Annotated in this window: 11 protein-coding genes; 6 read left to right on the forward strand and 5 right to left on the reverse strand. The window is 61.2% G+C overall.

All coding sequences use genetic code 11. The annotated features are described in order from the left end of the window. Positions 1 to 75 precede the first annotated feature (75 nt). Positions 76 to 966, reverse strand: a complete 891-nt coding sequence (locus tag HX824_RS16715; RefSeq protein ID WP_003208253.1) for a LysR family transcriptional regulator — start codon at positions 964 to 966, stop codon at positions 76 to 78. Between the two features lie 101 nt (positions 967 to 1,067). Between HX824_RS16715 and HX824_RS16720 the strand changes: the two genes are divergently transcribed. The 6 genes from HX824_RS16720 (at position 1,068) to HX824_RS16745 (ending at position 9,262) form a co-directional block, all read left to right on the forward strand. Next, a complete protein-coding gene (locus HX824_RS16720) occupies positions 1,068 to 2,483 on the forward strand; it encodes an aldehyde dehydrogenase family protein (RefSeq protein WP_177054823.1) in 1,416 nt (471 codons plus the stop codon). Between the two features lie 195 nt (positions 2,484 to 2,678). Then, positions 2,679 to 4,571 carry a penicillin-binding protein 2 gene (gene mrdA, locus HX824_RS16725; protein ID WP_003208249.1) on the forward strand — a complete coding sequence of 631 codons (1,893 nt, stop codon included), beginning with the start codon at positions 2,679 to 2,681 and terminating at the stop codon, positions 4,569 to 4,571. Between the two features lie 83 nt (positions 4,572 to 4,654). Then, a complete protein-coding gene (locus HX824_RS16730) occupies positions 4,655 to 5,179 on the forward strand; it encodes a sigma-70 family RNA polymerase sigma factor (RefSeq protein ID WP_177054824.1) in 525 nt (174 codons plus the stop codon). Next, positions 5,176 to 6,126 (forward strand): FecR domain-containing protein, encoded by a 951-nt coding sequence (locus tag HX824_RS16735; protein WP_008434584.1) that lies wholly within the window; start codon positions 5,176 to 5,178, stop codon positions 6,124 to 6,126. Before HX824_RS16730 ends, HX824_RS16735 begins: the two co-directional genes overlap by 4 nt. A gap of 100 nt (positions 6,127 to 6,226) precedes the next feature. Next, positions 6,227 to 8,716 (forward strand): TonB-dependent receptor, encoded by a 2,490-nt coding sequence (locus tag HX824_RS16740; RefSeq protein ID WP_177054825.1) that lies wholly within the window; start codon positions 6,227 to 6,229, stop codon positions 8,714 to 8,716. 78 nt (positions 8,717 to 8,794) lie between these two features. Beyond that, on the forward strand, positions 8,795 to 9,262 hold the full coding sequence (locus tag HX824_RS16745; protein ID WP_003208248.1) for an SRPBCC family protein: 468 nt from the start codon (positions 8,795 to 8,797) through the stop codon (positions 9,260 to 9,262). A 21-nt stretch (positions 9,263 to 9,283) separates the two neighbouring features. Here HX824_RS16745 and HX824_RS16750 read toward each other — a convergent pair whose 3' ends face one another. From HX824_RS16750 to HX824_RS16765, 4 genes are all read right to left on the reverse strand, one after another. Beyond that, the gene (locus tag HX824_RS16750) at positions 9,284 to 9,871 is read right to left on the reverse strand and encodes a hypothetical protein (RefSeq protein ID WP_177054826.1); all 588 of its coding nucleotides are present in this window, start codon (positions 9,869 to 9,871) and stop codon (positions 9,284 to 9,286) included. 80 nt (positions 9,872 to 9,951) lie between these two features. Further along, positions 9,952 to 10,923 (reverse strand): cyclase family protein, encoded by a 972-nt coding sequence (locus tag HX824_RS16755; protein ID WP_177054827.1) that lies wholly within the window; start codon positions 10,921 to 10,923, stop codon positions 9,952 to 9,954. A gap of 27 nt (positions 10,924 to 10,950) precedes the next feature. Continuing rightward, positions 10,951 to 11,709 (reverse strand): SDR family oxidoreductase, encoded by a 759-nt coding sequence (locus tag HX824_RS16760; protein WP_008434578.1) that lies wholly within the window; start codon positions 11,707 to 11,709, stop codon positions 10,951 to 10,953. Between the two features lie 32 nt (positions 11,710 to 11,741). Beyond that, the gene (locus tag HX824_RS16765; protein ID WP_177054828.1) at positions 11,742 to 13,190 is read right to left on the reverse strand and encodes an aldehyde dehydrogenase family protein; all 1,449 of its coding nucleotides are present in this window, start codon (positions 13,188 to 13,190) and stop codon (positions 11,742 to 11,744) included.

The following is a 13,190-nucleotide window of genomic DNA, read 5'->3' on the forward strand; positions in this document are numbered from 1 at the left end:
TGCAGTCAGGGGTTTTGTTTTGGGCGGTCGGAAAACGGGGAGAGAGCTGTTGGCCGTAAAAAAGATCCAGCCTGGTTAAAAGCCTTGCTCCCTGATCAACTCAATCAGTGCCCTTAACCCGGCCGGCACATGGCGCCTACCTGGGTAATAGAGGCGCAAGCAGTCAAAAGACGGCGTCCATTCCTCCAGTACGCGCACTAACGTCCCGTTCGCTAAATCGGCAGCGGCATTCCATTCCGTAAGATAGGTCAAGCCTAGTCCCGCCCTGGCAGCCTCAAGCATCAGAGTCGGATTATCCAGGGTCAAAACCCCTTGCACCTCGACAGCAAGCGCTTCGCCATGTCGCTCAAACTCCCAATGATAGATCGCCCCGCTGGGCATCCGGCTGCGAATACACTGATGGGCCCGCAGATCCATGGGACTGACGGGAACTGGGTTGAGAGCAAAATAGTCCGGGCTGCCCAATACCGAAAAACGCTGGGCCGGACTGATATCGACTGCGATCATGTCTTGAGGAACCGTACCCCCGAGCCGAATCCCCGCATCAAACCCCTGCGCGACGATATCCACCAGCCGCCCCTCAGTGACGATATCCAATTTCATCCGTGGATAACGTCGCAGATACTCCAGCAGCAACGGCATCACCTGCTTTGCCGCCCCCGCCGAGGTATTCAGGCGCAAGGTACCGCTGGGTTCCGCGCTGCGATTTCCTGCCTGTTCCAAGGCCGTGCGAATGCTCAACAGTGCAGGGGTAATGGTTTCGACAAACTCCGCGCCCACTTCAGATAACGACACGCTGCGCGTGGTGCGATTGAACAGCCTCACCCCCATCCGCGCTTCAAGCCCCGCGATAGAGTGGCTCAACGCCGATGTCGACACATTCAACTCGGTCGCCGCTGCACGAAAACTGCGATGCCGAGCCACTGCCAGCACCGCTTCCAACTCATTCAGCCCGGATGTATTCATTGTCCTGAATCGCTCATCAACTCATGCCGATTTGTACGGCTTATCGGCTTAATCATAGTGACTTACCGTAGGACGCACTAGCTCAGCGTCCCGGAGGACCTATGCAATACATCAACCAGATTTACACCAACGGCGACTTTGTGACGCCCCATGGCGAAGAGCTTTTTGAGCTGTTCAACCCTGCAACAGGCCAGCGTATCGGCCAGGTTCGATTGGCAAATGAACAAGACGCCCTGGATGCCATCGCTGCCGCCAAGCGAGCTTTTACCGAGTTCTCCCATAGCTCTAAAGATGTGCGCATCGACTATCTCAAACGCCTTCACGCCGCAGTTGAATCCATTGAAGACGCACTTACCGACGCGATTATCGAGGAGTACGGCGCCCCAATATCCCGTGCGCGGTGGATGGCCAGGCATGCAGCCAGCGTCCTGCAAGATGCCGCTTCAGTACTGGAGAACTACAACTTCTCCCGACGCATTGGCATCGCCGAGGTGGTCATGCAGCCGCTGGGTGTGGCCGGCTTGATCACACCCTGGAACAGCAACGCCGGTTTTATCTGCGGCAAGCTCGCTGCGGCGTTGGCCGCCGGCTGTACCGCCGTGATCAAACCCAGTGAAATGAGCGCAATCCAGACCTCGCTAGTCACCCGCGCCCTGCATGACGCAGGCTTGCCTCCCGGTGTATTCAACATCGTCACTGGCCGTGGCGAAACCGTAGGCGCCGTGTTGAGCGCCCATCCCGACATCGCAAAAGTGTCCTTCACGGGTTCAACCGCTGTCGGCAAAACAATCCTGCGGACCGGCGCCGAGACCCTGAAGCGCGTGACCCTAGAGCTGGGCGGCAAATCACCGGTGCTGATTCTCGATGATGCGGACCTCAAGACGGCCGTGCCCATGGCCCTTCAGGCCGGTTTCATGAACAGCGGCCAGGCCTGTATCGCCGGCACTCGAATCCTGGTACCCGAAAGTCGTTTGGAAGAAATCGAAGCGCTGATGATCGACGAGGTGGGCAACGTGCAAGCCGGCGACCCTCGTGACCCAGCCACTGCGGTCGGCCCCATGGTCAGCCAAAAACAGTGGGAGCGCGTACAGCGCTACATTCAGATCGGGATCGAGGAGGGCGCCCACCTATTGGCAGGAGGTCGCGGTTTGCCTGAGGGCATCAAAGCCGGGTGGTTCGTAAAACCAACCGTATTCAGCCGGGTGACCAACCAAATGGCCATCGCCCGCGAGGAGATTTTCGGCCCAGTGCTCTCGATCATTACCTACGCAACCGAGGAAGAGGCCCTGACCATCGCCAACGACACACCCTACGGCCTCCAGGCATACATCCTGTCTTCAAATCCCGAACGCGCCCGCAGGCTGGCCAGCCGTATAGACGCTGGCCGAGTGCTGATCAATACCCTGGCCCATGAACCTCTAGCGCCGTTTGGTGGCTTCAAGCAATCGGGTATCGGCCGCGAGTACGGCACATTCGGCCTCGAAGCCTTCCTGGAGCCCAAGTCGATCCTGAGCTGATCGTCAGCATAAAAACGCATGAATAAGGTCAACGGCTCAAACCAAAGTGCATGAACAGGCTCCATTAGCACACCGTTCAGGGAAATCGATGCAAAGTGTTTCTGCATTTTTGGTATGGTGCAGCACATTTTCACAAGGACTGATTTTTCCTCCGCAGGAAGCGGCGTCGACCTTATTCAACGAGATGCTGTAGAAATGCCTGAACCAATACCGATCAAGGATCACGAAAAAGAAAACCGCCTGGTCAACAAGCGGCTGCTGGCCTGCGCGCTGCTGGTAATCGGCATTACCTGCGCCCTGGTAGGTCGGATGTACTTCCTGCAGGTGGTGCAGTACGACTACCACTCCACCATTTCCGAAAACAATCGCGTCCACGTCCTGCCGATCACACCGACCCGCGGCCTGATCTATGACCGCAACGGCGTAGTACTTGCCGACAACCGTCCCAGCTACAACCTGACCATCACCCGCGAGCGCACCACCGATCTCAAAGGAGAGCTGGACGCTATCGTCAGCCTCCTGCATTTGCCCGCCGAGGACCGTGGCGTATTTGATAAGGCGCTCAAGCAAGCCCGTCATCCCTTCGTGCCCGTCACCCTGTTCTACGAGCTGACCGAAGAGCAGATCGCCGTGCTGGCCGTCAACGAATTCCGCCTGCCGGGCGTGGATGTCGAGCCGCAATTCGTCCGCCATTATCCGCTGGGTGCGCACTTTGCCCACTCCATTGGCTACGTAGGCCGGATCAACGAAAAAGAATCCAAAGCCCTCGACTCAGTGGAGTACCGGGGCACCCAGTCCATTGGTAAAACCGGGATCGAGCGTTTCTACGAGTCCGAGTTGCATGGCCACGTCGGCTATGAAGAAGTTGAAACCAACGCCCAGGGCCGCGTCCTGCGGGTGCTCAAGCACACCGACCCGATCCCCGGCAAAAACATCGTGCTGAGCCTGGACGTCAAACTCCAGGAAGCCGCCGAAGAAGCCCTCGGCGACCGCCGTGGTTCGGTGGTTGCTCTCGACCCGGCAACCGGCGAAGTGCTGGCGATGGTCAGCAAGCCAAGTTTCGACCCGAACCTGTTTGTCACCGGCATCAGCTTCAAGGAATACGCCGCGCTGCACGACTCCCTCGACCGTCCGCTGTTCAACCGCGTGCTGCGCGGGCTCTACGCGCCGGGTTCGACGATCAAGCCGGAAGTCGCCATCGCTGGCCTCGACAGCGGCGTGGTTACCGCCCAGACCCGGGTGTTCGACCCGGGCTATTACCAACTCCCGGATTTCGACCACAAATACCGCAACTGGAACCACAGCGGCGATGGTTGGGTGGACATGGACGCAGCGATCATGCGCTCCAACGACACCTACTTCTACGACCTGGCCCACAAGCTGGGTATCGACCGCCTGCACGACTACCTGGCCGAGTTCGGCCTTGGCCAGAAAGTCTCCCTCGACATGTTCGAAGAGTCAGCCGGCCTGATGCCGTCCCAAGCCTGGAAGCGCGCTACCCGGCGCCAGCCGTGGTTCCCGGGTGAAACCGTGATCCTCGGCATCGGCCAGGGTTACATGCAGGTCACCCCGTTGCAGCTGGCCCAGGCCACTGCGCTGATCGCCAACAAGGGCGTGTGGAACCGACCGCACCTGGCCAAGACCATCAATGGCGTGCCGCCGGTGGATGAAAACCCGATGCCCAACGTGGTGCTCAAAGACCCGCGCGACTGGGAGCAGGTCAACCACGGCATGCAATTGGTAATGCACGATCCACGCGGTATCGCCCGGGCGGCTGCAGCCGGTGCGCAGTACCGGATTGCTGGCAAGTCTGGTACTGCGCAGGTAGTGGCGATCAAGCAGGGCGAGCGTTACAACCGTCTCAAGACCCTGGAGCGCAACCGCGACAACGCCTTGTTCGTCGGCTTTGCCCCGGCGGAGCACCCGCGGATCGTGATTTCGGTGATGATCGAAAACGGCGAGGCCGGTGGCCGAGTGGCGGGGCCGGTGGTGCGCCAGATCATGGACGCCTGGCTGCTCGATCAGGAAGGCCACTTGAAGCCGCAATACGCGACCCCTGCCAAGGCGCCGGGTGATCCCCACGTCTAAAGCCACAAATACACACAGGTGATTGCCCTTACTCCTACATTCGTCTAAATTGCGATTCGTTCTCATTAGCGCTAATCGCCATCATGCCCGAATCGATCCGCCACGCTCACCAGCCTGTTGCCACGCTTTACGGTGCCCATCACCGCTGGCTGGTGGGTTGGTTGCGTGCGCGGCTGGGGTGTTCGCATCAGGCGGCTGACCTGGCACAGGACACCTTCATTCGCCTGCTATTGGCCGACCGGGCCAAACCTCTGGCCGCCGACCTGAAGGAGCCGCGGCACTTCCTGGTGACCATCGCCAGGCGCGTGATGATTGACAGCTACCGTCGCAAGGCCCTTGAGCAGGCTTATCTCCAGGCTTTGGCCGAACAGCCCTTGGCCTACGCCCTGTCACCCGAAGAGCGCCTGCTGATCATCGAAACCCTGCAGCGCCTCGATGCGATGCTCGACGGTCTCGGGCGCAAGGTGAAACGCGCGTTCCTGCTCTCGCAGTTGCAGGGCATGCCTTACAAGGAAATCGCTGAGCAGCTACAGGTCTCGGTCAGCTCGGTGACCAAATACATCGCCAAGGCCACCGAGCATTGCCTGCTTGAAGCGCTGGACCGATGACCCTTGACCCGCAACGCCAGGCGCTGAGTGCCGCAGCCCAATGGGTTGCACGCCTGGCGGAGGTGCCCGGTGATCGCCAGCTTCAGCAGGACTGGAACACGTGGCGCGAAGAATCCCCGTTGAACCAGTGGGCCTGGCAGCGTGTGGAGATGCTCCAGGGCCAACTCCAGTGCCTGCCGGGATCCCTGGCCGTCAATGTGCTGGACAAGGCCGCCGATCATTCCCGGCACCTGGGGCGACGCGGCTTGCTCAAGGGCCTGGTGATCGGTGCCGGGGTGAGCGCCATGGGCTGGACCGGCTATCGCCAGGCGCCGATATGGATGGCCGATCAGCGCACCACCACCGGCGAACGTCACACTGTCACCCTCGAGGATGGCACCCGGCTGTCGCTCAATACGGCCAGCGCCGTAGATGTGCGCTACGGCCCGGACCAGCGGCTGCTGATCCTGCGCGCCGGTGAGATCCTGATCGAGACCGCCAAGGATGCACGCCCTTTCATGGTACGCAGCGCCCACGGCGAGATGCGCGCGCTGGGCACACGTTTCACCGTGCGCCAGTTCGACGGCTACACCGCCATGAGCGTCCTGCAACACGCCGTGGCCGTGCGCCCGGGTGATGAGCTGGCAGAGACGGTGATCACCACCGGCAACGCCGTGACCTTCGATACCAGCCGCCTGCTGACGCTGCGCGCCATTGAGCCCGGCGAGGGCGAATGGGCGGCGGGGCGCCTGGTGGTGGACAACTGGCGGCTGGATCGCCTGCTCGAAGAGTTGCAGCGCTATCGGCCAGGTTACCTGGGGTGTGCTGCCGAGGTCGGCCACCTGCGGGTCTCCGGCGCCTATTCCCTGGATGATCTGGACCTGACCCTCACCGCACTGACCCGTGCGCTACCGGTACGGCGCATCTCCCGCACCGATTACTGGACCCAAATTGTCGCCCGCGGATAAAAACGCAAAATATTTATCCGCCGCCGTTGTCGATTTGCCGCGCCTCGCTCGACTCCTCCTGCAATACCTCTTCATTTCTTTCGGTCACCAGGAGTCAGTAATGCGCGCAGGGCAAACTTCAGTCGCCAATCCACCGCTTCGATCATTTCGCAAAAAGCCCCTGCAGGTGGCGTTGTTCGGCGTGTCGTTGATGGTGCAATACAGCCTTCTGGGCCCGTTGCTGTCCCCAGGCTCCAGCGCTGTGGCGGCCAGCCCGCAAAAGACCTTCAGCATCGCGCCCGGCCCGTTGGGGTCGGTACTGAGCCGCTTTGCCAGTGACGCCGGCGTCGTCTTGTCTTTTGACTCGGGCCTGACCGCGGGCAAGCAGAGCCAGGGCCTCACCGGCACCTACAGTGTCGAGCAGGGTTTCGCGCGTTTGTTGGCGGGCAGCGCCCTGAGCGTGGCGGCCAATGGTGATGGCAGCTACGGCCTGATCCCGCAATCCAGCGGCGCCTTCACCCTGGGCGCCACCAGCATCAATGCCGAAGGGCTGAGCCTGACCACCGAAAACACCGGCTCCTACACCACCGGCGCCACCAGTACCGCGACCAAGCTACCGTTGTCGCTGCGGGAAACGCCGCAATCGGTCAGCGTCGTCACCCGCCAGTTGATGGACGACCAACACCTGTCGACCCTCAACGAAGTGCTGGCCTTCACCCCCGGCATCAGCAGCAACCACCGCGACAGCGAGCGTTACTCGTTCTATTCCCGGGGCTTTGAAATCCAGAATTTCCAGTACGACGGTATTCCGTCGCAGGTGGCCAACGAGTCCCAGCAATACACCGGCGCGATCTCCGACATGGCGATCTACGACCGCGTCGAAGTGGTGCGCGGCGCCACCGGGCTGATGAGCGGCGCCGGCACTCCATCGGCCACCATCAACCTGGTGCGCAAGCGCCCGACCAAGGACTTCCAGGCCTACGTTTCCGGCGAAGCCGGGGCGTGGGACCGTTACCGTTCCGAAGTCGATGTGTCCGGCCCGTTGACCGAAACCGGCAACGTGCGCGGACGTTTCGTCGCGGCTTATCAAAAACAGAATTCGTTCATCGACTGGTATAAGCAGGACAAGCGCGTGATGTATGGCGCCCTGGACATCGACCTGAACGAAAACACCACGCTGCGCACCAGCCTCGACTACCAGAACAACGACGCCAATGGCAGCACCTACGGCCATATCCCGCTGTTCTACAACAATGGCACCCAGACCCACTTCTCCCGCTCCTTCAACCCGGCCTCGCGCTCCAGCTACATGGACAACACCAGCTACACCTTCACGACGATGCTCGATCACAAGCTGGATGACGACTGGAGCCTCAAGACTGCCTACAGCCATCAGTATTCCTACCGCAAAGGACAGGGCGCGTCGGCCAGTGGCGGCTACCCGGACCCCGTGACAGGGCAGGGCGCGGGTGCCTTCATCTATCGCCTGGACAGCTACCAGACCCAGGACACCGTCGATGTGTATGCCACCGGCCCGTTCCAGCTGGGCGGGCGTGAGCATGAACTGGTGATGGGCGCCAGCAGTTCGCGCACGCACCTGAACTTCCCCGACTACAGCAGCGGTTCGGCCGATAACGACTACGGTCAGGTGGACAACATCTTCACCTGGGATGGCCGGCAGTACAGTCGCCGTTCGTACACCGAAGTCGGTGGCACCGTCACCACTTTGCAACAGACCGGCGTCTACGCCGCCCTGCGCTTGAAACCGATTGATCCGCTGACGATCATCCTGGGGACGCGGGTCAGTTGGTGGAACCAGGAGAACGCCGACCGGGACTACGCAGCAGGCACGAAAACCATCGATAAAACCAGGAAGACCGGCGTGGTCACGCCCTACGCCGGCGTCATCTATGACCTCAACGATACCTACTCGGTCTACGCCAGCTACACCAACATCTTCCTGCCGCAGACTTTCTACAAGACGTCTTCAAAGGGCTCCCTGGCGCCGCAGCAGGGCGACAACTACGAAATCGGTCTCAAGGGCGAATTCTTCAATGGCGCGCTGAACGCCAGCATTGCCCTGTTCGACATCGAGCAGAAGAATACTCCCGAGCAATCCGGCACCGACTCTTCAGGCGCAGCCGTCTACAAGGCCATCGCCGGCACCAGCACTCGTGGCGTCGAAACCGAAATCTCCGGTGAAGTGGCCGAAGGCTGGAACGTATTCGGCGGCTACACCTACCGCGAATCCCACGACAAGGACGGCGCACGCGTGCAGGCCAACCAGCCGATCAACCTGTTCAAACTCGGCACCTCATACCGCCTGCCCGGCAACCTCGACCGCCTGACCATCGGCGCCAACGTCACCTGGCAAAGCGAGATCTATGCGTCCTCCCAAATCAACTACGAAGGCCCGTACTACAAGGCCAAGCAGGACCCGTACGGTGTGGTCGGCCTGCTCGCCAGCTACCAGGTTGATGAACACCTGTCGGTGGGCCTGAACGTCAACAACCTGTTCGACCAGAAGTACTACGACGGCCTAGGCACGTTCAACTCCGGCTCCTACGGCGAACCGCGCAACGCGATGGTCAACGCCAAGTGGCAATTCTGACTCGCTGAAACCGGGAATGCGCAACCCCAGGGTTGCGCATTGGTCGATGTCGCCTACTGTCAATACAGGAGGTGTCTCATGCACGAATCAAATGAAATCAAACGTAAAGTCCTGCTCAACGCTCCACGCCAACGGGTCTGGGAAGCACTGACCGACGCCGAGCAATTCGGCAGCTGGTTTGGCATCGCCCTCAAGGGCAAACAGTTTGCCCAGGGCCGGGCCATTGAAGCCCCGATCACCTATCCCGGTTACGAGCACGTGGTGTGGAAGGCAAGGATCGAGCGGCTTGAACCACAGACACGGTTCTCTTTCAGCTGGCATCCCTACGCCGTAGACAAGGATGTGGATTACGACGCGGAAACCCCAACGCTGGTGGAGTTCACCCTCGAGGATCACGCCGAAGGCATCTTGTTGCGCGTGGTGGAGTCAGGTTTTGACGGGATCCCGGACGTTCGCCGCCAGAAGGCCTACAAGAAGAACTCCCGAGGCTGGGATGATCAGATGAACAACATCGAAGACTATCTGGCGAAATCCCATCAGCCGTGAGCTGATGGGGCGCCGCATTCATCACCCTTCGTGGGCGGTGCTGATTTCCAGGGTATCGGTGTAGGTCACCAACACGCTTTGGCCGACCTTGAGGTCTTTGAGGCCGGCGCGAATTTGCGGTTTCTCCACGGTCAGCACTTTGCTCTGGCCCGCCGGGTTTTCCAGGGTTACCTGGTTTTTCGCCAGCTCAATGTGGGTGATCTTCAACTGCACCTGTACCTGGCGGAAGGCCGCACCGCCCGGGTTCGGGTTATCCGCGGTGGCGCGCAAGACGCCAGTCTTCTCGGTGGCGTCCGGTGCGCTCTTGTCGATGTCGGTGTCCAGCACGGCGGCGACCGAATGGGTCACCAGCACCTTGACCTGATCACCTACCTTGAGATTGCCCAGGTCCTTGGCCTGGTCGCTGAGCTGCACATGCACCTTGCGGCCTTCGGCACCTTCGAGCACCACCTGATGGTTGGCGGCATCCACCTCCAGCACCTTGGTGGTCACCTCATCGGCTTCCAGCGACTTGGACAACGGGATATCGGCAGCATGTGCCGTCAGGGCACCAGCAGACAGCAGGGTTGCCAGGGCAATTGCCTGGCGAAGAGGGCGCAATACATTCATTGAGTGGACTTCCATGTGAGAGGAGCCTTGAGTCTAGTGGCGCGTTCGCGATTCGCAAATTCGCCACTGAGACGGAACGGCTACTTGATCACCACCGGATTCACCGGTGCGCCACTGCCCCCGACAATCTTCAGCGGGGCGGCGGTGTAGAGGAATTTCCACTGGCCGTCGTCCGCACAATCGGCGGCCAGTTCCTCCAGCAACACGATTTCGGTGAAGGCGATCCCCAGGTTGCGCATCAGCGCGCAATGCAGCGGAATCTGCACCCCGGACACCGGGTCGGTGATCACTTCGTTGGCGATGGTGTCGGTCACCAGATTGGGGATTTCCATCTCGTGGAACCACTCCACCAGCTCCCGGCTGTAGGTCAGCCCCGGCTCCATCAGGTCCTTGAAGAACTCGGTCTTGCCCAGCTCATAAAACGCCCCCATGGACCCGGTGCGGATGATCAGGATGTCACGTTTTTCAATGGTCACGCCCTGGGCTTTGGCGGCGTCGAGCAGGTCCAGGTGGTTGAAGGTTTCGCCCCGGCCCAGGCACTTCTTGCCGCGATGGCGGGCCATGTCGATCAGCACCGCACGGCCCACCACGCCGCGTTCGGCAATCGCCAGCACGCTGGCCTTGGCCATGCCGCCAACGGTGGTCTGGGCGTCGTAGCCGTTCCACAGTTGATTGTCGTACCAGGCGTGGCCGAGGGCGTCGTACTGGGTCGAGCCTTGCAGCTGCATGAAGATCACGTCGTCGGAATACGCCGCACCACCGGTCATGTGCGGTTGTTTGCCGAAGTGGTAATGGCTGTGGTCGAGGGTATTGAAGCGCATCGACGGGTTGCGCGCCGGCCACATCGGGTCGCCGTCGGGGTGGCCGATCTGCACTTGCAGGGTAAAGGTCTTGCCCTGGCGCACCGAGGCCACGCCCCGCAGTACTTCGGCTTCAGTCAGGTAATTGAGGGCGCCGACTTCGTCGTCCGGGCCCCATTTACCCCAGTTCTTTGGCAGGCCTTTAAGCAATTCGCGGGTGTTCGGCTCGTTCTTATTATGAAGATCACACATAGCAATTCCGGTCCCTGTGAGAGTGAGTTACACGCAGCGCCCGCCATCGACTTCAAGGCAAGTGCCGGTGATGAACGCCGCTTCGTCCGACGCCAGGTACAGGCAGGCGTTGGCCACATCTTGCGGGGTGGAAAAGCGCCCCAGGGGAATGGTCGCCATGAATTTCTGGCGGTTTTCCGGGGTGTCCGGTACGCCCATGAATTCGCTGAGCAACGCCGTGGCACCCACCACCGGGTTCACGCAGTTGACGCGGATATTGTCCGGCCCCAGCTCCGCCGCCATGGTCTTGCTCATGACCACCACTGCGCCCTTGCTGCCGTTATACCAGACCAGTCCCGGACGCGGGCGGATCGCCGCCGTCGAGGCAATATTGACGAACACGCCGCCGCCCTGGCCGCGAAAATGCGGCACAAAATGCTTGGCGCTCAAGAAGATGCTTTTGACGTTGACCGCAAACACCCGGTCGAACTCGGCTTCGTCGACTTCCAGCATCGGCCGGTTGCGGTGGGTGGTACCGGCGTTGTTGATGACGATATCGAGGCCGCCGAACTGCTCCAAAGTGCCACGCAGCAGGGCGCCCATGCTTTCATCGTTGGCCACGTTGACCTCGATGAAATGCGCATGGCCGCCGCTTTCGGCGATTTCATTGACCACCCGCTGACCGCCGACGGCGTTCATGTCGGCGACGATGACCTTGGCGCCCTGGCGCGCGAAAGTCTTGGCGATGCCCTCGCCAAACCCCGAACCGGCGCCGGTGACGATCGCGACTTTATTGGCTAAACGCATGGTGTGTTCTCCGTTCTTGTTGTTGTGAGGAATCAACCGTGTTTGATCGCAATGGTCTTCAAGGTGGTAAAGCCCAGCAGCGCCTCGAAGCCTTTTTCCCGTCCATACCCGCTGGCCTTCACGCCGCCGAATGGCAATTCAACGCCGCCACCGGCGCCATAGTTATTGATGAACACCTGGCCACAACGCAGGGTGCGCGCCAGGCGCATTTGCCGCGCGCCATCGCGGGTCCACACGCCGGCCACCAGGCCGAACTCGGTGCCGTTGGCCAGGCGAATCGCTTCGGCTTCATCGTCGAAGGGCATCACGGCCAGCACCGGGCCGAACACTTCCTGTTGCGCCAGGCGACTGTCAGGCGGCACATCGCGAAACAGCACCGCCTCCTGGAAATACCCGCCGCTGCCGGCCTCGGCCACCACCGTTCCGCGCGCGGCGACGGTGATCCCTTCCTGTTCGGCTTGACGAATAAACTCGCGCACCAGGCGCAGCTGCTTCTGATTGATCAGCGGGCCCATGTCCAGGTCCAGCGCCGAAGGCCCGGCGCGCAGTTCGCTGAAACGTTGGCTGAGGCGTGCGAGCAGGGTTTCGTAAATGCTGCGTTCCACCAGCAAACGGCTGCCGGCGGAGCAGGTTTGCCCGCAGTTCTGAATGATGGCGTTGACCAGCACCGGCAACGCTTCATCCAGGTCGGCATCGGCGAACACCAGTTGCGGCGACTTGCCGCCCAACTCCAGGGTGACCGGGCAGTGGCGTTCGGCAGCGGCTTTCGACACGGCAGTACCGGTGGCGGTGGAGCCGGTGAACGAAATGTGATCGATGCCCGGGTGTGCACACAACGCCGCGCCGGCTTCGTAGCCGTAACCGGTGACTACGTTGATCGCGCCGGCTGGAAAACCAACCTCGGCAGCGATTTCCGCCAGGCGCAGCAACGACAGGCTGGCATCTTCCGCCGGCTTGACCACGCACGCATTGCCCGCCGCCAACGAGGCGCCGACGCTGCGCCCGAAAATCTGCATCGGGTAATTCCACGGGATGATATGCCCGGTCACCCCGTGGGGTTCGCGCACCGTCAACACCGTGTAGCCGGCCTGGTACGGCAGGGTTTCGCCGTGCAGTTTGTCGGCGGCACCCGCGTAGTATTCGAAATAGCGGGCAAGGGCGGTGGCATCGGCGCGGGCGACTTTCAGCGCCTTGCCGGTGTCCCGCGCCTCGATCTGCGCCAGCTCTTCATGATGTTCCAGCACTGCCACGCCAAGCTTGGCCAGCAAACGGCTGCGCTCCACGGCCGACAACCGGCCCCACGGGCCGTCGAAGGTTTCGCCGAGTGCCAGGCGCGCCGCGCTGATCGCCGCCTCGATATCGGCGGCCGTGCCACGGGCGATGCTCGAATAGGTATCGCCGGTGCTGGGGTCGATCACCGGAATGTCTTCCAGCGAGGTCGACGCCAGCCATTGGTTGGCGATGTAATGTGCGTTGGTCAT

Source organism: Pseudomonas sp. D4002, assembly GCF_013385665.1.
Lineage (GTDB): Bacteria > Pseudomonadota > Gammaproteobacteria > Pseudomonadales > Pseudomonadaceae > Aquipseudomonas.